Annotated in this window: 20 protein-coding genes; 10 read left to right on the top strand and 10 right to left on the bottom strand. The window is 62.4% G+C overall.

Features of this window, described 5'->3' with window-relative positions; translation table 11 throughout:
• Nucleotides 1–3 precede the first annotated feature (3 nt).
• Complete coding sequence (locus KGA82_RS14945; RefSeq protein ID WP_223451032.1) at nt 4–1,401, top strand: FAD-dependent oxidoreductase; 1,398 nt, start codon at nt 4–6, stop codon at nt 1,399–1,401.
• Here the strand turns inward: KGA82_RS14945 and KGA82_RS14940 are convergent, their stop codons facing one another.
• Nucleotides 1,402–2,730: a type VI secretion system Vgr family protein gene (locus tag KGA82_RS14940; protein ID WP_223450991.1), complete on the bottom strand. Its 1,329-nt coding sequence runs from the start codon at nt 2,728–2,730 to the stop codon at nt 1,402–1,404.
• A 219-nt stretch (nt 2,731–2,949) separates the two neighbouring features.
• Here KGA82_RS14940 and KGA82_RS14935 point away from each other — a divergent pair, with 219 nt between their 5' ends.
• Nucleotides 2,950–3,654, top strand: a complete 705-nt coding sequence (locus KGA82_RS14935) for a YebC/PmpR family DNA-binding transcriptional regulator (protein ID WP_008029612.1) — start codon at nt 2,950–2,952, stop codon at nt 3,652–3,654.
• Nucleotides 3,655–3,762: 108 nt separating this feature from the next.
• Here the strand turns inward: KGA82_RS14935 and KGA82_RS14930 are convergent, their stop codons facing one another.
• Nucleotides 3,763–5,064 (bottom strand): protein kinase, encoded by a 1,302-nt coding sequence (locus tag KGA82_RS14930; RefSeq protein WP_223450990.1) that lies wholly within the window; start codon nt 5,062–5,064, stop codon nt 3,763–3,765.
• A gap of 219 nt (nt 5,065–5,283) precedes the next feature.
• Nucleotides 5,284–6,414 carry a cell division protein ZapE gene (zapE, locus tag KGA82_RS14925; protein ID WP_223450989.1) on the bottom strand — a complete coding sequence of 377 codons (1,131 nt, stop codon included), beginning with the start codon at nt 6,412–6,414 and terminating at the stop codon, nt 5,284–5,286.
• A gap of 316 nt (nt 6,415–6,730) precedes the next feature.
• Between zapE and KGA82_RS14920 the strand changes: the two genes are divergently transcribed.
• From KGA82_RS14920 to KGA82_RS14890, 7 genes are all read left to right on the top strand, one after another.
• On the top strand, nt 6,731–7,219 hold the full coding sequence (locus KGA82_RS14920) for a spore coat U domain-containing protein (protein WP_263290703.1): 489 nt from the start codon (nt 6,731–6,733) through the stop codon (nt 7,217–7,219).
• A 106-nt stretch (nt 7,220–7,325) separates the two neighbouring features.
• A complete protein-coding gene (locus KGA82_RS14915) occupies nt 7,326–7,850 on the top strand; it encodes a spore coat U domain-containing protein (protein WP_008040469.1) in 525 nt (174 codons plus the stop codon).
• A gap of 20 nt (nt 7,851–7,870) precedes the next feature.
• Nucleotides 7,871–8,404, top strand: a complete 534-nt coding sequence (locus KGA82_RS14910; RefSeq protein WP_008040468.1) for a spore coat U domain-containing protein — start codon at nt 7,871–7,873, stop codon at nt 8,402–8,404.
• A gap of 4 nt (nt 8,405–8,408) precedes the next feature.
• On the top strand, nt 8,409–8,909 hold the full coding sequence (locus KGA82_RS14905) for a spore coat U domain-containing protein (RefSeq protein ID WP_223436310.1): 501 nt from the start codon (nt 8,409–8,411) through the stop codon (nt 8,907–8,909).
• 44 nt (nt 8,910–8,953) lie between these two features.
• A complete protein-coding gene (locus tag KGA82_RS14900) occupies nt 8,954–9,742 on the top strand; it encodes a molecular chaperone (protein WP_192229199.1) in 789 nt (262 codons plus the stop codon).
• Between the two features lie 53 nt (nt 9,743–9,795).
• Nucleotides 9,796–12,156: a fimbria/pilus outer membrane usher protein gene (locus KGA82_RS14895; RefSeq protein ID WP_223450986.1), complete on the top strand. Its 2,361-nt coding sequence runs from the start codon at nt 9,796–9,798 to the stop codon at nt 12,154–12,156.
• Complete coding sequence (locus KGA82_RS14890) at nt 12,153–13,127, top strand: spore coat protein U domain-containing protein (protein ID WP_223450983.1); 975 nt, start codon at nt 12,153–12,155, stop codon at nt 13,125–13,127. Before KGA82_RS14895 ends, KGA82_RS14890 begins: the two co-directional genes overlap by 4 nt.
• Before the next feature lie 117 nt (nt 13,128–13,244).
• On the opposite strand, the gene KGA82_RS14885 is transcribed toward KGA82_RS14890, so the two are convergent.
• The 7 genes from KGA82_RS14885 to KGA82_RS14855 form a co-directional block, all read right to left on the bottom strand.
• The gene (locus KGA82_RS14885) at nt 13,245–14,291 is read right to left on the bottom strand and encodes an ABC transporter substrate-binding protein (protein ID WP_008029601.1); all 1,047 of its coding nucleotides are present in this window, start codon (nt 14,289–14,291) and stop codon (nt 13,245–13,247) included.
• Between the two features lie 18 nt (nt 14,292–14,309).
• Nucleotides 14,310–15,425, bottom strand: coding sequence for an NAD(P)/FAD-dependent oxidoreductase (locus KGA82_RS14880; RefSeq protein WP_223450981.1), 1,116 nt, complete (start codon nt 15,423–15,425; stop codon nt 14,310–14,312).
• Nucleotides 15,422–16,777, bottom strand: a complete 1,356-nt coding sequence (locus KGA82_RS14875; RefSeq protein WP_223450980.1) for an NAD(P)/FAD-dependent oxidoreductase — start codon at nt 16,775–16,777, stop codon at nt 15,422–15,424. Before KGA82_RS14875 ends, KGA82_RS14880 begins: the two co-directional genes overlap by 4 nt.
• A gap of 538 nt (nt 16,778–17,315) precedes the next feature.
• Nucleotides 17,316–17,606: a (2Fe-2S)-binding protein gene (locus KGA82_RS14870; protein WP_207285990.1), complete on the bottom strand. Its 291-nt coding sequence runs from the start codon at nt 17,604–17,606 to the stop codon at nt 17,316–17,318.
• Nucleotides 17,607–17,613: 7 nt separating this feature from the next.
• Nucleotides 17,614–18,408, bottom strand: coding sequence for an ABC transporter permease (locus KGA82_RS14865; RefSeq protein ID WP_192229204.1), 795 nt, complete (start codon nt 18,406–18,408; stop codon nt 17,614–17,616).
• Between the two features lie 6 nt (nt 18,409–18,414).
• On the bottom strand, nt 18,415–19,284 hold the full coding sequence (locus tag KGA82_RS14860) for an ABC transporter permease (protein ID WP_008041222.1): 870 nt from the start codon (nt 19,282–19,284) through the stop codon (nt 18,415–18,417).
• Nucleotides 19,281–20,300 (bottom strand): ABC transporter ATP-binding protein, encoded by a 1,020-nt coding sequence (locus KGA82_RS14855; protein WP_008041220.1) that lies wholly within the window; start codon nt 20,298–20,300, stop codon nt 19,281–19,283. The genes KGA82_RS14860 and KGA82_RS14855 overlap by 4 nt, the downstream gene beginning before the upstream one ends.
• Before the next feature lie 242 nt (nt 20,301–20,542).
• Here KGA82_RS14855 and KGA82_RS14850 point away from each other — a divergent pair, with 242 nt between their 5' ends.
• Nucleotides 20,543–21,379 carry an IclR family transcriptional regulator gene (locus tag KGA82_RS14850; protein WP_008031920.1) on the top strand — a complete coding sequence of 279 codons (837 nt, stop codon included), beginning with the start codon at nt 20,543–20,545 and terminating at the stop codon, nt 21,377–21,379.
• Nucleotides 21,380–21,457 lie beyond the last annotated feature (78 nt).

Genomic DNA, 21,457 nt, shown 5'->3' with positions numbered 1-21,457 from the left:
GAAATACCGATGAGACCTTTCTGGCTGGAACAGGCGCTGGCGGCTGAGTCGTGCGCGCCGTGCGAACCTTTGCCCGGCGACACCCGTGCCGATGTCTGCATCGTCGGCGGTGGCTACACCGGTTTGTGGACCGCGATCATGCTCAAGGAGCAGAACCCGGAACTGGATGTGTTGCTGATCGAAGCCGACATCTGTGGTGCCGGCGCCAGCGGCCGCAACGGCGGTTGTGCGCTGTCGTGGTCGGCCAAGTATTTCACCCTGGAAAGGTTGTTCGGCGTCGAAGAGGCGGTGCGGCTGGTCAAGGAATCCGAGCGCAGTATTCATGCGATCGGCACCTTCTGCGAACAGTACGGCGTGGACGCCGATTACCGCCTCGACGGCACGCTCTACACCGCGACCAACCGCGCCCAATGCGGCTCGACCGACGCGGTGATCGCAGCGCTCGAACGCCACGGCATCAACTCGTTCACGCAACGGCCGGTGGCGGATGTGCAGCGCATGGCCGGTTCCCGAAAACACCTGGAAGGCTGGTTTTCACCGGCCGCCGCCAGCGTGCAACCGGGCAAACTGGTGCGTGGTTTGCGCCGGGTGGCGTTGCAGTTGGGCGTGAGGATTCATGAGAACACCGCGATGACCGGACTGGAAGAGGGCAAACCGGCAGGGATCCAGACCCCGCACGGCACTGTCCGTGCGGACCGGGTGGTGCTGGCGATGAACGCGTGGATGGCCCGCGCGTTCCCGCAGTTCGAGCGCAGTGTGGCGATTGTCTCCAGCGACATGCTGATCACCGAAGCACGGCCGGACCTGCTCGACCAGATCGGTTTGACCAGCGGTGTCACGGTGCTCGATTCACGGATTTTCGTGCACTACTACCACAACACCCCGGACGGCCGGATCATGCTCGGCAAGGGCGGCAACACGTTTGCCTACGGTGGCCGGATGCTGCCGGTGTTCGATCAGCCGTCGCCCTATGCAGGCCTGTTGCAGCACAGCCTCAGCGAGTTTTTTCCGGCGTTTGCCGAGGTCAAAGTCGAAGCGACGTGGAACGGTCCGTCGGATCGCTCGGTCACCGGTTTACCGTTCTTCGGCCAGATGAGCGCCCACGGGAATGTGTTCTACGGCTTCGGTTATTCCGGCAGCGGGGTCGGGCCCTGTCACATGGGCGGGCAGATTCTCGCTTCGATGGTTCAGGGACTCGACAATGCCTGGACCCGTTCACCGCTGGTCAACGGTCCGTTGGGCTTCTTTCCGCCGGAGCCGATTCGCTACCTCGGTTCGCTGATGGTGCGCAACGCCATCCGCCGCAAGGAGCGTGCCGAAGATCACGGGCGTCGGCCACGGCATCTGGACGTGCGCCTGGCGAAATTCGCGGCGGCAGCGGGCAAGGCGGACAAGGGCTGATCAGGCCTGACGGTTGATCAGCCAATCGAGCAGCAGCCGGTCATCGCCGCGTGGTTGGCGGGTGGTTCGAGGCGCTGGCGGATGGCTCGCCGTCGCGCACAACACCGGGCGGTCCGGATCGCTGTCGAGAAAACTGATGAACACCTCGGTGCCGGCGACCGGCAGCTTCGACGGATCGATCCGACCGTCCGCTGTTGCGAGAGCCAGGGGCAGCCAAAGGCCGGGGGATTCATCGTCATCGGACTCCGGGGTGGGCCACAACCTGACCTGTACCCGGCCTTGTTCATCGAGCACCGCAGGCTGGCCGACCGGGCCGAGCACCCGCGCGGTCTGGAAGCCCGGAATGTCGGGCCTGGCGTGTGTCAGCGCGGGGCGGAACACCGTTGACCACGCAATGGCGGTGAACTGATTGCTGTAACGCCGGCTCATGTCGGTGGTGGCCGGGGCGAGAATCGACGGTTGCTGTCCCTGATGACAGAGCTCGGTCAGCAGCCATTGATCGTTGAAGTTCTGCAACGGATGTTCCGACACTTGCACGATGCGTCCGCTGCGCAATTCGCTGTGATTGCTTTGACCCTGTATCTGCCGATGCAGACAGCGCAAGCGCTCGAGTATTCGGCGGCTGAGCCGTTCGCGATCGAGCGGTGGCGGGGCGGGGTGCGCGCAGAGTGGCGGCGAGGTGTGCCGCTGGAACAGTTCGTTGATCACCGGCCCGTTCGCGTGCTCGGGAGTGTCGCCATGAAACGGCGTCAGCAGCGGTTCCTGGGGGAAACTCAGGCAGTCATCCGCGAGCACCAGCACATGGCCGTCGCATCGATGTTCGAAGTGATAGTGGATGCCTTCTTCTTCGCACAGACGTTGCAGGAACGTCAGGTCGCTCTCGTCAAACTGAATGCAAAACGGCCTGGCGGGATAACGTCCGTTCGGCAGCTCAAAACGATAGCTGTCTTCGGGCACTGAGTTTTCTGCGAGTAACTGGCGCAGGATCGCTGGCACATTGAGCTGATGAAACACCCGGCGGCAACGCTGCCGGTCGAGGTTTTGCAGCCAGGGCACCACCACCAGTCTGTACCCGATCCAGTGCGGGCCACGATGTTCATGGCTGACGCTGTGGACGACGCCATGAATGCCAAGGCCTTGCGTCAGGCTGAGGAACACCGGTTGTTGCAACAGGCGATCCGGGCTCATCGCCGGTGACAGGCCGATCACTTCGATATCGAATCGATAGGGCTGGTTGAGCGCTTCATGGCCACTGAACTGAACCACCTGCCAACTCAAATCGGCGTCCAGCAGTGTCAGGGTGAAGGGACTTTCCTTGTCGTTGTGCATCGATCGCGCTTCTGCCAGGGAGTACGGGCACAGAGGGTACGAAACCGTGGGCCTTTATGGTCACCGCAAATCGACGTTTCAGAATCGCCCTACAACCAGCGGTGAAGAAGTCGATTCGACAGGATGGATTTTTTGGTCGATTGCCAACTTTAGGCCGTATAAACTTGCGCAAAGCGTCGGCCAATAGATGTCTCGGCGCCATAGATAAGAGAGTGAGTAATGGGCGCACAGTGGAAGGTTAAACACAAAGAAGCGGCAGCCAACGCCAAGGGCAAGATCTTCGGCAAACTGGTGAAAGAAATCACCATTGCTGCGCGTAACGGTGCCGATACCGCCACCAACGCACACCTGCGTCTGGTGGTCGAACAGGCAAAAAAGGCGTCGATGCCCCGCGAAACCCTGGAACGTGCGATCAAGAAGGGCTCCGGCCAGCTCGGCGAAACCGTGCAATACCATCGCGTGACTTACGAAGGGTTCGCGCCGCACCAGGTGCCGCTGATCGTTGAATGCGTGACCGACAACATCAACCGTACCGTCGCTGAAATCCGCGTCGCGTTCCGCAAGGGCCAGCTCGGCGCCTCCGGTTCCGTTGCGTGGGACTTTGACCATGTGGGCATGATCGAGGCGTCCCCGGACAGCCCGGATGCCGATCCGGAAATGGCCGCTATCGAAGCCGGCGCGCAGGATTTCGAACCTGCCGATGACGGCGCCACCCTGTTCATCACCGAAGCGACCGATCTCGATTCGGTGCAGAAAGCCTTGCCTGAGCAGGGTTTCACCGTGTTGTCGGCGAAGCTGGGCTACAAGCCGAAGAACCCGGTCAGCGGCCTGAGCGACGAGCAGATGGCTGAGGTTGAAGCGTTCCTGGAAGGCCTCGACAACCACGATGATGTGCAGGACATGTTTGTCGGTCTGGCTGGGTAATTTGCTTCTTCAGTGATACCGCTTTCGCTAGCAGGCTAGCTCCCACACTGGATTGTGAACACCGGTCAATTGTGGGAGCTAGCCTGCTAGCGATTGACCGCGCAGCGGTCACCAGCCGTTCAACTCCCGCACAATCTCGCTGAACCCCGGCCGCGCCAGCACTTTCGGCTGGCAGCAACGCTGCTGCAAATCCTCCAGCTTCACCCGCGCCTGATCACTCAGCCCCGAGTCGATCCGCTCCAGCAATTCCCCCAACAGAACACCAAACGCGCGCACCTCGATCCGCTGCAATGCACGGGTTTCAAGGCTGTCCTCGGTCGCGTGGAAAGACGCTGCGCCAAAGTCCCCCAACAGACAATCGCCGTGCTCGTTCCATAGAATATTGTGGCCATAGAGGTCGCCGTGGGTGATGCCCTGGCGGTGCAAATGCTCGGCCACCGACGCGATGCCACAAGCGATCCGCAAGGCCACATCGGCGCTGAACCGGGTATCGCTGGCGTAGACATCGCGGCTGCAGGACTCCAGGCTCGGCAACCCGGCGAGGTTGCGATAGCTCGGGTCGATCAACTCCATGACCAACCCGGCCTGGGCCTGCGGATGCTCGACAATCCGTCCTTCGACCCGGATCAGGTTGGGGTGAAGGCCGGCGGTGATGCAGGCGTTCATTTCATGCAGCGGCGAGCCATCGCTGGTCATTTCGCCCTTGTAGAGTTTGACCGCGACCGGCGTTGCCTGCTTCCACAACGCCTGATGAATGACACCGGAAGCGCCTTCGCCCAGCTTCTGTTCAAGGCTCAACTGAGACCAGGGAATCGTCGGCGTGGCATCGAGCGCGGCGGCATCGGCTTCGGTTTCCAGCGGATTGCCGGCATAGGCCAGCCAGGTCAGGCTCGGCAGGGTCAGCAACCAGGAGGGCAACTCGGTCAACTGGTTGGCGGCGATGCGGGTCAGCTCGAGGCGATGGCAATTGCTCAGGCTCTGGGGCAAGCACCGCAGGCGGTTACCGGCCAGCATCAGTTTTTGCAGATACGGGCGTTCGCCCAGCTCGGTCGGCAATTCGCTGATGCGGTTGTCGGTCAGGATCAACCAGCGCAACAACGGCGGCAGCGCGGCGCCCGGTACGGTTTCGATGCGGTTGGCCTTGAAACCGACCATGGTCAGTGCGGGGCACTGGCCGAGGCAGGCAGGCAGTTCGCTGAACTGGTTGCGGTCGCAGAACAACACGCGCAAACGGGTCAGGCGATGAAAGTCGTCCGGCAGGCTGCGCAACGCGTTGCCACTGAGGTTGAGCACCTCCAGCGAATCCGCCAGGTCGAGGATTTCCCGGGGGAACTCCGTCAGGTCGGCGGCCAGGTCCAGGCGAGTGGTGCCAGCCAGCAGGCCGGCGCGCAGTTGGGCAAGGGTATCCATGATCAGATTCGCTATTGATCGAAGGTAGGGCGCGAGGCCCGATAAAGGGCGACATGATAGCGGTAAAACCCGGGTGGCTGTCAGACCGCCATCGCGAGCAGGCTCGCTCCCACATTAGACCTGGTTATCTGGATGTACGCGGTCAACTGTGGGAGCGAGCCTGCTCGCGATGGCGGCGATCCGACGAAAGCGATAGATGCTGCACCGCCAATCCGGTTTTCAGGCCGGTTCTCTGACTTCCATCAACTGTCCCAATCGACTGCGGGTGCGCGCCAGGTCAATGGCATCGCCGCCCAGGCTTTCGCGCAACGAGCGGTGGCCGAGCAGGATCAGGTGCTTGTCCTGGTCGTACAAAACGTCCACCAGATTGATGAAACGCTGCTGCGCGGCAATCGAGCAGTCGGCGAGGTTGGGCAGTTTATCGATGATCCAGTGGTCGAAACGTCGGCACAGCTCCAGGTAATCCATGACCGCCGTGGGGTGGTCGCACAGATCGCCGAAGGTGAAACCGATGGTGCGTCCTGCGCAATATCGGGCTGGGAGATGCCGGTTACCGACGGGCAAAGGAATGGACGGCGCGTCGGGCTCGGGCAGGTTCAGTGCCTGACGTTGCGCCGACGTAGCCGGCCAGACGTAGTGACCCTGGGTAAACAACTGCTGGGCGTGGGTTCTCGCCTGACTGCGATAGTCGTGCGGGCCGCCGACTTCCATGACTTGCATGCGCGCATTGATCAGGTCGATCACCGGTTTGAAGCGCGCGTGGTAGAGCGGGTTTGGCAGCAAGCCCTCAGGCGGGTAGTTGGAGGTCACCAGCAGCAGAATGCCTCGGCGAAACAGAGCCTTGAACAGCCGCGCGATGAGCATCGCGTCGCCGATGTCGTGGACGTGAAACTCGTCGAAACACAGCACCCGGCAATCGTTCAGCAAATCGTCGAGCGTCGTCGCCAGCGCATCCGGGTGATCGCGATGACTGAACATGCCTTGGTGCAATCGAGCGAAAAACTCGTGGAAGTGCAGGCGCTGTTTTTCCGCGATCGGCAGCGCCTGGAAAAAGCCGTCGAGCAACCAGCTCTTGCCACGCCCCACGGCGCCGTACAGATAAAGGCCCGGCAGCGTTTTTGCCGAAGTGCCGAGCAGTGCCGCGGCGTGCTGCGCCATGCAGTCGACCACGCGCTGCTGGCTGTGGCTGAGGGTGTAACCCTGTGCGTGGGCCTTGTGCCGGAAATAGTCGTGGATCACGCGCCCCGTCGCTGAATGAGCGGCTGAGGCCGTCGATGCCTTGCCGAAGAGGCGGCGCAGCGCGGGCCAGCGTGGTGTGAATCGCGAACGGTTGGGCGGTCGAACGGCCACTGTGTCACCCCGTAATCGTCAGGCAGGCTCCCCGAGCTGCGGCGGCCTAGTGTAACCAAATGGGGAAATTTGCTTCCAGTTGTGTCGACGGGCGTGGGGTGTAATTGGACAGAATTGTGCGGTGTGTACAGCTTGTAGGGCGTAGGGGTTGTGGGGTTTTGCCAGCAATTCGACATAAAAGCTCATTCCTTCGGCGGATCCAATTTTTTTGGGCCACTGGAAAATCCTCGGGGCGTTGCTAACCTGAATTTCTAGACGCCCCCCCCACAAGGAATCGGCCGTGAATGGAATCATTGCATGTGCAGTCTTGGGCGTGATGCTCAGTGCGCAAGTGTCGGCCGCAGAACTTCAGGTGCACGTGCGTGTCGACGTGCTGCGCGGTTGTCAGGTGGTTGGCCAGCAACGCACAGCGGGCGTCGAGCAACTGGGGGTGCTGGACTTCGGCAATACCGCGCGCCTGGACGACCCCGCCGGGCCATTGGCGGCGGCGCTGATGAACGAGCGCCTGCCCCGACTCGAATGCAATCCCGACACCCCTTATCAACTCCGGGTCGACGGCGGCCTGCACGGTGGCGTCGGTGACACGCGCTACATGGCCGGTTCCGCCGGCAGCAAACCCATTCCGTATCGGCTCTATCAGGACCCCGCGCGGTTGATCCCGCTGGCGGTGGACGTCCCGGTGAGCGGCCGTGTGCCGGATACCGGTTCAGTGGATTTACCGTTGTATGCACGCATCGAACCGCTGGCGGAAATTCCCCGGGTCAGTCGCTATTCCGACCTGTTGAAAGTGACCGTCATCTGGTAGCGGCAACTGTGTAACTGCCGCCAATGGATTCGGCTGGCGCAGGGAAGGGGGCGCTCCTCGTTGTGCGCCTGGGTTCTGGAGTCCTGATGGAATTGGGATTGGCGTTATGACAAGCAAACTCTGGATATTGATGGCCGTGGGTGCAGGGGTATTGCTGACGGGGGGCGCGCAAGCGGCGATCAGCGGGCAGATCCATGCGCGACTGATCATCATCGCCGGTTGTGAAGTGACCAATGGCGGCAGCCCGGTCAGTGATTTCGGCACGCTGGATTTCGGCCAGCAAGGCCCGACCTGGACCAACCCGATCAAAGCCCGCCTCGGTGCTGACGGTCGCGGCAGGTTGAACGTCGCCTGCACCCCTTCGGTCACCGGCTTCACCGTCACCATCGATGGCGGCACCCATGGTGACGGCACCACCCGGCGCCTGAGCAACGGCAGCCAGACCCTGCCTTATCAATTGTTCCTCGATGCATCCGGAAGCCAGAGCTACAGCATCGGGCAACAACACAACTTCGCCGTCACCAGCGGGGCCCAGATACCGATTCCGGTGTTTGGCTCGGTGGTGGCGAATACCCGCGCGATACCGGCCGGGGTCTATACCGACACCCTGACCGTGACGCTCGATTGGTAAACCCGTAGAGGACGGACACCATGCGCATGCTCGTATCAAGGATAGTTTTGTCACTGCTTGGCCTGACGCTGGTGTCCGGCGCGCAGGCGGCCACCACGGTCACCGGCCAGATCTCTGCCAGCCTGATTCTGATCAGCAGCTGTCAGGTAAATGGTGCGGGTGGCTCCAGCGGGCTGAACTTTGGTGCCTTGAACTTCGGCACCGACAACAGCCTGTTCACCACAAAAGATGCACAAGTCATGGGCGGTGGCGTGGCGCTGTCGATCCTCTGCTCCAGCGGCACCACGCCAACGGTCAAGGTGCGTGCCGGTGCCCATGACGGACTGTCGGCGGGCGGTTCTCGCGCGCTGTACGACGGTGTCGCCAACTACGTGCCGTACGACTTGTACACCGATTCCGGGCACTCGCAGCTTTTAGCCATTGACGGGGTGATCAACCTTGACCCCAGCACCGGCGTAGCGCAGACCGTGAACATCTACGGTCAGGCGAAGGGCAAGGCCGGGCTGCCGGCCGGTACTTACAGCGACACGATTTCCGTCGAACTGACGTTCTAGGGCGATGAACCGCCATGGATGGCTGGCGATGGCGCTGTTGTGCGCGGCCGGTGTGCCGTTGCCGCTGGCAGCGGTGACCAGCCAGAGTTTCCTGGTCAGCGCCACGGTCACTGCGGGTTGTCTGGTGGTCGGCGGGGTGTCGAACTACGGCAGCCTGAATTACGGCAGCCAATCGGCGCTGGCCACCGGCACGGTGCAAGTGGCCCTGACGGGGGATGTACAGCTGCAATGCACACCGGGCGTGACCATGAACATGACCGTCGATGGCGGCCAGTACAACAGCAGCGGGCGACACCTGCAGCTGACCACCGGCAGCAACCGCGTTTCGTACCAGCTGTTTCGCGACGCGGCTTACAGCCAAAGCCTGGGGATCGGCCAGAGCGTCGCGGTGGCGTACACGGACGCAAACAACATCCGCCTGCCGATTTACGGTCAGGTGCTGTTACCGGGCAATCAGCCTGGGGGGACCTACAGCGATGTGCTGCAAGTGCAGCTGTCGTGGTAACGCGGCGTTTTTGATCGGGCCTGACAGGCACAAGGAGTAGGCAAATGGATTTACCCGCGCGGCGGCATTCTGTTGTGCGTCAGGCAGTGTTGGCGATGCTGCTGTTGGGGGCGGTCAAGGTGCAGGCGGCCAGTTCGGTGCTGATCTGGCCGATCGATCCCGTGCTGGAGGCCGATCAGCAGGCCAGTGCCTTGTGGCTGGAAAACCGTGGCAACGAGACTGCGAATTTGCAGATCCGGGTGTTCGCCTGGAGCCAAAGCGGTTTCAACGACCAGTACCAGAACCAGCGCGACGTGATCGGCAGCCCGCCGGTGGCGAAAATCGAACCGGGCCAGAAACAACTGGTGCGCCTGACCCGTACCCGGGAGATCCCACCGGGGCAGGAACTGGCTTATCGCATCATCATCGATGAAATCCCCTCGGCCACCCCGCCCGCCGGCGAAAGTGGCAAGACGGCGGCGGCCATTCGGTTCCAGATGCGTTATTCGGTGCCGCTGTTTGCTTACGGCGCGGGGTTGTGGAGCAAGGAAGACACCAGTCGCAAGCGTGATCCCAAAGGCGCGGGGCTGCCGGATTTGAGCTGGCGCACGGTGGCGGTGGACGGTCGCCCTTATGTGGAGGTGCGCAATCAGGGGGCGGTGCATGCGCGGTTGACGGACGTTGCGCTGAAGCAGGGAGGCCAGACAAAACCTCTGGTGGAAGGCCTGCTCGGTTATGTGCTGCCGGGCGCGATCATGCGCTGGCCGGCGCCCGGTCCGATGGCGCAAGACCCGGCGTTGCAGGTGCGGGTGAATGGTTCGCCGCAGGTACAAAGCATTACGCCCGCGCGCTGATCTGCAACTGACGGGAAAGGGAGGCAGGGTCCATCGACGGACGTAAAGCGGTAATGAGCCCGCATCGGGCCCGCAGTTTCCAGCGTCCGTTGATCTGCGCCATGAGCTGTGTGGGTTGCCTGGCGTTCGCTCACCCGTCCCAGGCCGGTGATTTGCCGCCGCCACCTGGCAGCATGGAGGCCGTGGCTGATGCGCAGTTGTTTCTGGAATTGGTGGTCAATCAAATGAATACCGGACACGTCGTGGCGGTGGAGCAACGCAACGGGCGGCTTTTCCTGTCGGCCAACGCGTTGCGTGACACCGGTATGAAACTGCCGGACACCCTCGGCGCCGAAGTCGACCTCGACAGCCTGTCGGGCCTGCACAGCGAGTACGACAGCGCCGGTCAGCGCCTGCTGCTCGACGTACCGCCCAGCTGGCTGCCGGAGCAATTCGTCGGCAATCGCGACGCTTACCCGCGCACTCCGGCCCTGAGCAGTTTCGGTGCCTTGTTCAACTACGACCTGTACCTCAACGACACCGATGATGCCGGCACTTACCTCGCGGCCTGGAACGAAGTGCGACTGTTCGACAGCTGGGGCACGCTGTCCAGCACTGGGCAATACCGGCGCACGTTGTCCGGCGATTCGGTCAGTACGCTGAACAATGGCTACCTGCGTTACGACACCACCTGGCGCTACTCCGATGACGAGCGATTGCTGACCTACGAGGCCGGTGACCTGGTCAGCGGCGCATTGCCCTGGAGCAGTTCGGTGCGCCTGGGCGGGGTTCAGCTGTCGCGGGATTTCGGCGTGCGCCCGGACCTGGTGACTTATCCGTTGCCGCAGTTTGCCGGGGAAGCGGCGGTGCCATCCTCGGTCGACCTGTTCATCAACGGCTACAAATCCAGCAGCGCCGACCTGCAACCCGGCCCCTACACGCTGACCAATATTCCGTTCATCAACGGCGCCGGCGAAGCCGTGGTGGTCACCACCGATGCCCTCGGTCGGCAGGTCTCGACCACCGTGCCGTTTTACGTCACCAGCAGTTTGCTGCAAAAGGGCCTGAGCGACTTTTCCGTGGCGGCCGGTACCTTGCGCCGCGATTACGGCATCAGCGATTTCGGTTACGGTCCCGGGGTCTCATCGGGCAGCCTGCGCTACGGCCTGAGCGACAACTTCACCCTGGAAAGCCACGCCGAAGCGTCGGACTCACTGACCCTCGGCGGTGTCGGCGGCAACCTGCGCCTGGGCAATTTCGGCGTGCTCAATACCGCACTCAGCCAAAGCCGGTTCGATGGCCACAGCGGTCAACAACTGAGCCTGGGTTATCAATACAGCAGCCAGCGCTACAGCTTCTCTTATCAACGCCTGCAACGTCGCGACCAATACGCCGATCTGACCGTGGTCGACAGTCCTTTCACTACCCTCAGCAAACGCAGCGAACAGGCGACCCTGAGCCTGAATCTCAATGCCTGGGGCAGCCTCGGCGTCGGGTATTTCGACGTGCGCGCGGCGGATGATTCTCGCACCCGTTTGCTCAACCTGACCTGGAGCAAACCGCTATGGCACAACAGCAGTTTCTACCTGTCGGCCAACCGCGAAATCGGCGACAGCAACTGGGCGGTGCAGGCGCAACTGGTGATCCCGTTCGACTTGCGCGGCAGCCTCGCGCTCAGCAGTGAGCGCAGCAAGACCGGGCAGAGCCAGCAGCGGGTCAATTACAGTCGCGCCGTGCCGACTGAAGGTGGGGTGGGGTTCAACCTCGGTTATGCCCACGGCGACGGCCCGGCCTATCGTCAGGCCGACCTGACCTGGCGCCTGCAGTCGGTGCAATTGCAGGCCGGTGTGTACGGCAACAGCGACGCCGAAACCCGTTGGGCCGATGCCAGCGGATCGCTGGTGTGGATGGACCGCCAGGTGTTTGCCGCCAACCGTATCGACGATGCCTTTGTGGTGGTCAGTACCGATGGTTACGCCGATATTCCGGTGCGCTACGAAAACCAGCAGGTCGGCCAGACTGATCGCAATGGCCACCTGCTGGTGCCGTGGAGCAGCGCCTATTACCGAGGTAAGTACGAGATCGATCCACTGAACCTGCCGGCCAACGTGCGCAGCCCGAATGTGGAACAGCGGATTGCCGTGCGCCGTGGCAGCGGTTATTTGCTGACGTTTCCATTGAGCCGGGTGATCGCCGCGAGCATCGTCCTGGTGGATGCGCAGCAGCGAGAGCTGCCTCTGGGCAGTGGTGTCGTGCATGAGCAGAGCGGCACGCAAACAGTGGTCGGATGGGACGGTCTGGTGTACCTGGAAAATCTTCAGGCGCAGAACACATTGCAGGTGACGCTGGCCGACGGGAAAGCCTGCCGCGTCCAGTTCGCGGTGGACATGAATCAGGATCAGATTCCGCTGATCGGGCCGTTGGTGTGCCAATGAGTGCCGTGAAATGGCTGGTGCTGCTGGCGGTCTGGTTGCCAGGCTCGGCATGGGCGTTGTGTTCGGTGGTGGTCCCTGCCACGGCGGTGGCATTCGGTTCGGTGAGCTCGATTGCGGTTCGTACCGCCGTGCAGAACAGTTCAAGCCTCAACGCCGGTTTGAGTTGCACCGGCTCATTGGTCTCGTTGCTGACCAACAATGACCATTTCTACGCCACGATTACCTCGACTCAAACCGGACTGCTCGGGCCGACCGGAGACGTCATCGGTTACACGCTGTATGCCAACAACACCACCAGTTACCCGATCGAACGTGGCACGCCCTTCGACTTCGCGCGCAACGGGATCATTGATGCGCTGGGGCTACTGGGCAGCGTGGTGCCGAAAACCGCACCGATTTATCTGGGGACAATCACGGGCAGTAACGTGGCGGCGGGTATCTATACCGAGACCTTGAGCATTGCCTGGAGCTGGAATTATTGCTCCGGCATTGGCGCCGGCAGTGTTTGCCTGGGGCGCGATATCAGCAGCGGCACCACCAGCATGACCGTCACCCTGACGGTCGCCAATGACTGCACCATCACCGCCCCGAACATCAGTTTCGGCAGCGCGCCGGTCGTCAGTGCCTTTGCGCCGGTTACCGGCCAGACCATCAGCCTCGCCTGCACCAAGGGCAGCGCTTACACCGTAGGCCTGGGCGACGGTCTGCAGGCAGCCAGTGTTGGGGGACGACGACGGATGGCTTTCGGCGGTAATTACCTGGCGTATGACATCTTCAAAAGCGCCGGCACCACCCGCTGGGGCAGTGTCGGCAGTGCTCGCCGGGCCAGCTCCGATGCCGAGGTCAATCCCGGTAACGGTTTGGGCTCCGGGAGCCAGATCTTCAATTACAACGCGAAAATTTACACCGACCAGACCACACCGCCGGCGGGCACGTATCAGGACAGTGTGATTCTGGATGTGGGGTTTTGACCTTTGTAGGAGCGAGCTTGCTCGCGATGGTGTATCAGTCATATTGATGTTGACTGACACTCCTTCGCGAGCAAGCTCGCTCCTACAGGGTTGTGTTGCGTTTGAACGACCAGTGAACTACCGCTCGATACTACGATTCCACCGCGCATTCCACGCCGGGCGCTGTTCGTTGACCTGGTCCCAGTCGATGGCAATCGCCGTTGTCAGATACTGTTTCATCGCCTCGACCTGGCCACGGGTTTTGTCCGTGGTCGGGGTGTTCGGGTTGGACGGGATCTGATCGCCATCTTCAAGTGCAGCGGCTTGCGCCTCGGGGGTCAGCAGAAACGCGGCGAGTTTCTGCGCCAGTTCCGGTTGGGTGTTGTTGGCGATGGCGCATTCGGCAACGTTGAGCACCACTGCGCCTTCCTTCGGTTGCGCATATTCGACCGGCATGCCTTTGAGTTTCAGCGCGGTGACCTGGGTTGGCGTCAGCGGGAACAGCGCCGCTTCGTCGGTCTGGAGCATTTCGGAAATCTTCGCCGAGCTCGGAATGTATTCCAGCACGTTGCGCCCGACGGTGTTCGGCCACGCCTTGAAGCCCGGCTCGACGTCGGTTTCGCTGCCACCCTGAATCCGGTTGAACATCAGGAAACCGTGCAGGCCGAAGGTCGAAGAAGCCATCGACTGGAACACCAGTTTGTCCTTGAAGCGCGGGTCGGCCATGTCCATCCACGAGGTCGGCGTCGCCCAGCCTTTTTCCTTGAACAACCGCGTGTTGTACGCCAGCCCCGTGACACCGAGGCTGACTGCCACGGCCTGGTCCTTGATGCGGCCCTTGGCCGGAATCTGCGCCAGGGTCGGGCTGTCTTCAAGTTTGTCGCACAGGCCCATGGCGATGGCGCGGTACATGATGCCGTCGTCGAGGAACATCACGTGCATTTGCGGGTTGCCTTTGCTGGCCTGGACCTTGGCCAGAATATCGGCGGACGTGCCGGGCACGATCACCACTTTGACGTTGTTGGCCTTCTCGAAAACCGGCAGCACCTTGTCGGCGTAGAGCCGTTCCATGGTCCCGCCGTTCATGCCGAGGTAAAGCGTCGGTTCGGCCTGGGCCTGGGTGACCGTGAGCAGGGCGCTCAGGCACGAAAGTCCGAGCAGTGCAGTGCGTTTGACGTTATTCATTGGCGCGACCTTCCTCTATCAAGCAACGGAGATGGAGTGAAACCGGGTGATGGAAAACGCATCCAGCGACGTGGTTGAGGCGCCGCTGCAGATGATCTCGGTGAGCGCCTGGCCCACCGCTGGACCGATCTGGAAACCTGCGCCGGCAAAGCCGAACGCGTGCAACAGACCGGGTTGAGTGCCACTGTGACCGATCACCGGTTGGCGATCGGGCAAGTAACCTTCGGTGCCGCTCCAGGTACGAATCGCCTGGGCGCCTTCAAGAAACGGATAAAGCTCTACGGCTTGGCGCAGGATTTCGATCACCGCGTGTTGACCGGGGCGGGCGCGCGCGCCGTCGAGGGCAAACCCCTGGCCGCCGCCCAACACGCAATTGCCGCGCGCGACCTGACGCGCATAAATACCGCCGCCCTCGACGCCGGTGCTGGCATCCATCACCCATGGCAAGGGTTCGGTGACCAACATCGCCGGGTGCCCGGCGTGCATCGGCACCGCTTCGTCGAACTGCGCGGCAAGGCTGCCGGCCCATGCGCCAGCGCAGTTCAACAGCCAGGGCGCTTGCAGTTGCAGGCCGTTTTGCGTGCTGACGCAAAAGCGCTGACCGTCATGCTCCACGGCGCTCACCGCGCATTGTTCGTGGACTTGCGCGCCGTGGCGCTGTGCTGCCCGGGCAAATGCGGGTGAAACCAGTCGTGGGTTGGCGTGACCGTCATCCGGGCAAAACGAAGCGCCGACCGCGACGTCGCCGACCCACGGAAAACGCCTGCGTAATTCACGGCGATCAAGCACCTGCAAATCGAGGCCGAAACCCTGACTGCTGGCGGCATAGTCCTGCAATGCGCGCAGGTCGTTGAGGCTGCGCGCCAGTTTCAAGTGACCGCTGCGCTGGTATTCACCGTCAATGCCGATCAACTGCGGCAACTGCCCCCAGATTTCGTGAGCCTGTTGCGACAGCGGCAGTTGCGACAACGGTCGGCCCTGACGCCGCACGCCGCCGTAATTCACGCCGCTGGAGTGCGAACCGCAAAAGTCGCGCTCCAGCAGCGCCACGCGACGACCGGCCTTGCTCAGGAAGAGCGCGGCGGAGGCGCCGACAATGCCGCCGCCAATGATCACTGCATCGACCTCGATCATGGCTCGACCTCCAGACCAAACGGCAACGGTTTGATCGGTGCCTGTGCCCGCAAGCGGCCGATGTCAGAGACGTTTCGCTGACTGGCGCAGGCAATGATTTCTGCGGCGGCAGCGCCACACATGCGCCCCTGACAGCGGCCCATGCCGACCCGGCAATGGGCCTTGACCCGGTTGATTTCCCAATGGCCCTCGCGCACGACGTCGCGGATGTCACCGGCGCGCACTTCTTCGCAGCGGCAGACCATCACGTCGTCCGGCGTGTCGGCCGCCCAGTTTTGTGGAAACACGAAGGCGCGTTCCAGGCCTTGGCGAAAGCTATCGATTCGTTCAAGTGCCTGCTCCAGTTGCACGCCACGCTTGGGCGCAACCACGTGACCCATGTCTTCGAGCAAGGCGAGGGCGGCCCGCTCGCCGGCCATTTCCGCCGCGTCGGCGCCCATGATGCCGGCGCCGTCGCCGGCCAGATAAACCTCGGCGACACTGCTGCGACCGGCACTGTCACGCTGCGGCAGCCAGGCGCGGTTGAGCGGGTGCCAGGCGAACGCGCAGCCGAGCAAGTCGGCGAGTTGGGTTTCACTGCGCAGACCATGGGCGAATGCCACGGCGTCGCAGTCCAGTTGATGTTCGCCGTTTGAGTTGGCCCAACGCAGCGACTGCACGCGGTGTTCGCCATCGATGCATTTCAAGGTTGCACCCTGATGCACCGGGATGCCGTGAGCGGTCAGCCAGCTGCGGTAATAAATGCCTTTGGCCAATGTGGCCGGTTGCGCCAACAGATCGGGCAGGGCGCGGGCCTGGGCGCTGAACGGCGAGCTGTCGAGCACCGCGACCACGTTCGCGCCGGCCTTGGCGTATTGATACGCCACCAGATACAGCAACGGTCCACTGCCGGCGAACACCACGCGTTCACCGATGGCGCAGCCCTGGAATTTCAGGGCGATCTGCGCAGCGCCGAGGCTGTAGACGCCCGGCAGCGTCCAGCCTTGCACCGGCAAAACCCGGTCGGTGGCGCCCGTGGCGACAATCACCCGAGAGAACTCCAGCCGTGCGGCGCGCTGCTCGTGCAAGGTGTCGAGCGCGCCGGCCTCGGCGTTCCACACCAGGGTTTCAGGACGGTAATCGAGCTGCTCGCGCAACTCGTCAATCGTCTGGTGCAAGGCCTTCGCCTTGCGCGCTTCGAAGCCATACAGCTTGACCGCCGAGCGCTTGAAATTCGCCGGCTGCCGCCGATAAATCTGCCCGCCACCGCGCGCGGCTTCGTCCAGCAAAACCGGGCGCACACCGTGTGCCACCAGCGTCTGCGCCGCACGAATCCCGGCCGGCCCGGCCCCCACAATAACCACCGACTTCATACCCAACCCCCTGTAGGAGCCGGCTTGCCGGCGATGGCTGCCTCACATCCAACACCCATGTCGGCTGACCCACCGCCATCGCCAGCAAGCTGGCTCCTACAGTTGATTGGGGTTGCCCACCAGTTTTGTGCCCGACACAGATCCCCTGTAGGAGCTGGCTTGCTAGCGATGGGGGCCTCACATCCAACACCCATGTCGGCTGACACACCGCGATCGCCAGCAAGCCGGCTCCTACAGTTGATTGGTGTTGGTCGCGAATTTTGTGCTCGACACCGCTCCCTTGTAGGAGCTGGCTTGCTAGCGATGGCGGCCTCACATCCAACATCCATGTCAGCTGACCCACCGCGATCGCCAGCAAGCTGGCTCCTACAGTTGATTGGGGTTGGTCGCGGATTTTGTGCTCGACACAGCTCCCTTGTAGGAGCTGGCTTGCCGGCGATGGGGCCCTCACATCCAACATCGATGTCGGCTGATACACCGCCATCGCCAGCAAGCTGGCTCCTACAAAGAACCAGGTTTGGGGAGATGTAATGTGTGTTCATAGCGATCGCCCCGGTTCGCGGCTGATTTGCTCGCCGGCTTCTAGCAGCGTCGAGCACGCGCGTACTCGCCGGCCATCGCCCAGACGGACCCAGCAGTCCTGGCACGCGCCCATCAAGCAAAACCCGGCGCGGGGCTGCGCGCTGAAATCGCTGCCGCGCAAGTGTTCGCTGCAGGTCAGCACGGCGGTCAGCACGGTGTCGCCGAGCAGCCCGCTGGCCGGTTCGCCGTCGAGGGTAAAGTTCACGGCCGGGCGGTCGCCTTCGGCCAGTCGTTTCAGCAGAGCCATGGCGCCCTCATTGTTTACCCACCAGAACCCGATCCAGGCCGTAGACCCGATCAAGCAGAATCATCGTCAGCGCAGTCAGCGCGATCACCAGGGCCGACACCGCCGCCATCATCGGATCGATGGACTCAGTGGCGTACACGTACATGCGCACCGGCAAGGTTTGCGTGGCCGGCGAGGTGACGAAGATCGACAGCGTGACCTCGTCAAAACTGTTGATGAACGCCAGCAGCCAGCCACCGGCGACCCCCGGCAGAATCATCGGCAAGGTGATTTGGCGAAACAGCGTGAAGCGCCCGGCACCCAGCGATTGCGCCGCGTGTTCGGCGCTGCGATCCAGGCCAATGGCCGAGGCCAGCACCAGTCGCAGCACATACGGCGTGATCACCAGCACGTGAGCGAAAATCAGCCAGGCGAAGCTGCCGTTGACGCCCATCAGCGCAAACAAACGCAGCAGTGCCACGCCCAACACCAGATGCGGAATGATGATCGGCGACAGAAACAGGCCATTGAAAAAGTCCCGTCCGGGAAACTCGAAACGGGTGATTGCCAACGCTGCCGGCACCGCAATCAGCGTCGCCAGGCTGGCCGCGCTAAACGCCAGGATCAGGCTGTTGTAAAACGCATCGACAAAGTCGGCACGCTCGAACACCGCACGGAACCAGCGCAGGGAAAACTCCGTGGTCGGCAGGCTCAGGGTGTTTTCCGGGGTGAACGCCACGAGGCAGACCACCACCAGCGGCGCCAGCATGAACACCACCACCAGGGTATGGAACAGCAGGGCGAAAGGACCGTTCTTGGACATGACGAGTTATCCCAATGACTTCTTGTAGCGGCCTTCGATCATCCGGTTCCACGACAGCATGATCAGCAGGTTGAGCAACAGCAGCGCGACGGCGATGGCGGCGCCCATCGGCCAGTTGAGCTCCGACAGGTACTGGTCGTAGATCAGCGTGGCGACCATCTTGATCCGCCGCCCGCCGAGCAGGCCGGGAATGGCAAAGGAGCTGGCCGCGAGACCGAACACGATCAACGTGCCGGACAGCACGCCGGGCATGATTTGCGGCAACACCACCTGGCGCATCACCGTGAAGTGACTGGCACCCAGCGACATCGCTGCTTGTTCGGCGGCCGGGTCGAGTTTTTGCAGCGAGGTCCAGACCGGAATGATCATGAACGGCAACATCACATGAACCAGCGCAATCACCACCGCGAACGGCGTGTACAACAGCTTCATCGGTGAGCCGCCGAAGGCTTGCAGTGTCTGGTTGACCAGGCCGTCGGCGCCGAGCAAGAGGCTCCAGCCGAAGGCGCGCACCACCACCGAAATCAGCAACGGCGTGAGGATCAGAATCAAGAAAATCGAACGCCATGGCGCGCCCATGCGGCTGAGGATGTAAGCCTCAGGCACGCCAATCACCACGCAGAGCAAGGTGGTCAGGGCGCTGATCCAGAACGTGCGCAAAAAGATTTCGTAGAAGTACGGATCACCCAGCAGGCTGCTGTAATGGTCGACGGTGTAGGCGTCGCCGTTGATGCCCGAGCTGTAGTCGAAGACGTTGAACGACAACACCAGCGTCAACAGCAGCGGGATCACCAGTAGGCAGACGTACAACGCCAGCGCCGGTGCCGACAACAAATAGCCCTGACGTCCCTGGCGAACAGCCACGAGCGTACTCATGCCGACACCTCGTCGACACTCAGCACCCGCAGCAGCGCCGCGTCCCAGTCGAGGCCGACCGGTGTGCCTTCGTTCAGCGGTGCCGAGCCGTCGTTGCGGCGCACCACGCTGAGTTCGCCGAGGCTGGTCGAAACGCCGTACAACCATTGGCTGCCGAGAAAGAAGCGGCTGACGATCCTGCCTGGCAGGCGGCCGTGATCCTTGTCCCGCAGATCGATTTTTTCCGGACGCAGGCTCAGGGTCAGTTCACCGCCGCTGCGCACCTGAACCACACCCGCACTGTCACGCTCGCCGGGCAGCAGGTTGGCCTTGCCGACGAAGCCGGAAATGAACTCGGTGCGCGGGTGTTCGTAAAGGGTGTAGGGCGCGTCGATCTGGGTGATGCGCCCGGCCTGCATCACCACCACGCGGTCGCTGATGGACAGCGCTTCGGACTGGTCGTGGGTGACCATCAACGTGGTGATCCCGACTTCGCGCTGGATGCGGCGGATCTCGAATTGCATCTCTTCGCGCAGGTTGGCGTCGAGGTTGGACAGCGGCTCGTCGAGCAGCAGCACCGGCGGCTCGATCACCAGGGCGCGGGCCAGCGCCACACGCTGGCGCTGGCCACCGGACAGTTCTCGTGGGTAACGTTCTGCGTGCTGGTCCAGACGCACCAGTTTCAACACCCGATCCACGCGCTGCTGCAACTCGCCGTTGGGCACTTTGCGCATGCGCAGGCCGAAGGCGACGTTGTCTTTGACGGTCATGTGCGGAAACAACGCGTAACTCTGGAACACCACGCCCAAGCCACGGCTGGCGGGTTTGGCGTGGGTGATGTCGCGACCGTCCAGCAGAATGCGCCCGCTGGTGACTTCGACGAAGCCGGCGATCATTTGCAGGGTGGTGGTTTTGCCACAGCCGGAAGGGCCGAGCAGGGACACGAACTCGCCTTTCTCGACCGAGAGGTGGGTGGCGACGACGGCATCGATGTCGCCGTAACGTTTGCCGAGTCCTTCAAGTTGCACAAAAGCCATAACTGCGCTCCACCTGAGATTGTTATGCGCGGCCTGAGGTCGCGCTTTTTTGTATGGGCAGATACGAAAGGGTGTTGCGGGGTGCGTTGGCGCTCGACTTGGGTCGGCTGCCGCTGTTGTTCGAATCGCCCCTGTGGACGCAGATTAGGACGAAGACTAGGATGGGCTCAATGGCCTATTTCACTGAAGCGATGACTATTTTCAGTTTCATTCGGTGAGTAAATTAATTGTCGAGAAATGGCATGACTGATTCCATTGAGCGGAATGAAAACAAAAATGAAGTCGGCGTCGGTGCGGTCTCCCGGCTGTTTGCGGTGCTGCGCAGTCTGGGTGACACCGTCGAGGGCGGAGAGCGCGTGACGCAACTGGCCCAGCGCATCGGTTTGTCGCAACCGACCACGCACCGTTTACTGCGCAGCCTGATGGACGAGGGCATGGTCGAGCAGGACGTGCGCAGCAAACGCTATCGCCTGAGCCTGGATTTTTTTGCGCTGGCGGCGCGTGCCGGCAACACCGGAAACCTTCGCGAACTGGTGCGGCCGTCGTTGCTGCGGTTGTCGGCTTCGCTAGGGGATTCATTGTTTCTACTGGCGCGCAGCGGGTTTGATGCGATCTGCCTGGACCGCAGTGAAGGGCCGTTTCCGATTCGCACCTTTACCGGCGACATCGGCGGGCGGGTGGCGCTGGGCGTGGGCCAGGGCAGTCTGGCGATCCTGGCGTTCCTGCCGGAAGAGGAGCGCGACACGGTGATCCATTACAACCTGCCGCGGCTGAAGGATTTTCACCTGTACGACGAAGTGTTCCTGCGTTCGGAAGTCGAGAACGTGCGCGCCCTCGGTTATGCCGGGCGCAACACCGGCGTGCTGCAAGGCATGGCCGGCGTGGCGGTGCCGATTCTCGATCGCGAGGGGCGTGCGGTGGCGGCGTTGAGTGTGGCCACTGTGAGTGACCGATTGGGGCCGGATCGCTTGCCGACGGTGGTGGAGATGCTCAAGCGCGAAGCCGCGCTGATCGGGCCGCGGATCAATCCGTTTGATCCGTTGTTGCGGCGGCCGTCCCAAGTCTTCGGCCAAAGCTGAATCCACCGCAAATCCCTTGTAGGAGCCGGCTTGCTGGCGATGGCGGTGTGTCAGTCAAATCAATGGTGACTGATACAC

Source organism: Pseudomonas sp. BF-RE-22 (genome assembly GCF_019956155.1).
Lineage (GTDB): Bacteria > Pseudomonadota > Gammaproteobacteria > Pseudomonadales > Pseudomonadaceae > Aquipseudomonas > Aquipseudomonas migulae.
The sequence above is the reverse complement of the archived record's forward strand: the minus strand, read 5'-3'. Positions and strand labels throughout refer to the sequence as shown.

What these genes read in the sequence shown, in the direction of transcription:
- KGA82_RS14940 (WP_223450991.1), bottom strand. Translation starts at nt 2,730, where the DNA reads ATGCACAACGACAAGGAAAGTCCCTTCACCCTGACACTGCTGGACGCC.
- KGA82_RS14935 (WP_008029612.1), top strand. Translation starts at nt 2,950, where the DNA reads ATGGGCGCACAGTGGAAGGTTAAACACAAAGAAGCGGCAGCCAACGCC.
- KGA82_RS14930 (WP_223450990.1), bottom strand. Translation starts at nt 5,064, where the DNA reads ATGGATACCCTTGCCCAACTGCGCGCCGGCCTGCTGGCTGGCACCACT.
- KGA82_RS14920 (WP_263290703.1), top strand. Translation starts at nt 6,731, where the DNA reads ATGCTCAGTGCGCAAGTGTCGGCCGCAGAACTTCAGGTGCACGTGCGT.
- KGA82_RS14915 (WP_008040469.1), top strand. Translation starts at nt 7,326, where the DNA reads ATGACAAGCAAACTCTGGATATTGATGGCCGTGGGTGCAGGGGTATTG.
- KGA82_RS14910 (WP_008040468.1), top strand. Translation starts at nt 7,871, where the DNA reads ATGCGCATGCTCGTATCAAGGATAGTTTTGTCACTGCTTGGCCTGACG.
- KGA82_RS14905 (WP_223436310.1), top strand. Translation starts at nt 8,409, where the DNA reads ATGAACCGCCATGGATGGCTGGCGATGGCGCTGTTGTGCGCGGCCGGT.
- KGA82_RS14900 (WP_192229199.1), top strand. Translation starts at nt 8,954, where the DNA reads ATGGATTTACCCGCGCGGCGGCATTCTGTTGTGCGTCAGGCAGTGTTG.
- KGA82_RS14895 (WP_223450986.1), top strand. Translation starts at nt 9,796, where the DNA reads ATGAGCCCGCATCGGGCCCGCAGTTTCCAGCGTCCGTTGATCTGCGCC.
- KGA82_RS14890 (WP_223450983.1), top strand. Translation starts at nt 12,153, where the DNA reads ATGAGTGCCGTGAAATGGCTGGTGCTGCTGGCGGTCTGGTTGCCAGGC.
- KGA82_RS14885 (WP_008029601.1), bottom strand. Translation starts at nt 14,291, where the DNA reads ATGAATAACGTCAAACGCACTGCACTGCTCGGACTTTCGTGCCTGAGC.
- KGA82_RS14880 (WP_223450981.1), bottom strand. Translation starts at nt 15,425, where the DNA reads ATGATCGAGGTCGATGCAGTGATCATTGGCGGCGGCATTGTCGGCGCC.
- KGA82_RS14875 (WP_223450980.1), bottom strand. Translation starts at nt 16,777, where the DNA reads ATGAAGTCGGTGGTTATTGTGGGGGCCGGGCCGGCCGGGATTCGTGCG.
- KGA82_RS14870 (WP_207285990.1), bottom strand. Translation starts at nt 17,606, where the DNA reads ATGGCTCTGCTGAAACGACTGGCCGAAGGCGACCGCCCGGCCGTGAAC.
- KGA82_RS14865 (WP_192229204.1), bottom strand. Translation starts at nt 18,408, where the DNA reads ATGTCCAAGAACGGTCCTTTCGCCCTGCTGTTCCATACCCTGGTGGTG.
- KGA82_RS14860 (WP_008041222.1), bottom strand. Translation starts at nt 19,284, where the DNA reads ATGAGTACGCTCGTGGCTGTTCGCCAGGGACGTCAGGGCTATTTGTTG.
- KGA82_RS14855 (WP_008041220.1), bottom strand. Translation starts at nt 20,300, where the DNA reads ATGGCTTTTGTGCAACTTGAAGGACTCGGCAAACGTTACGGCGACATC.
- KGA82_RS14850 (WP_008031920.1), top strand. Translation starts at nt 20,543, where the DNA reads ATGACTGATTCCATTGAGCGGAATGAAAACAAAAATGAAGTCGGCGTC.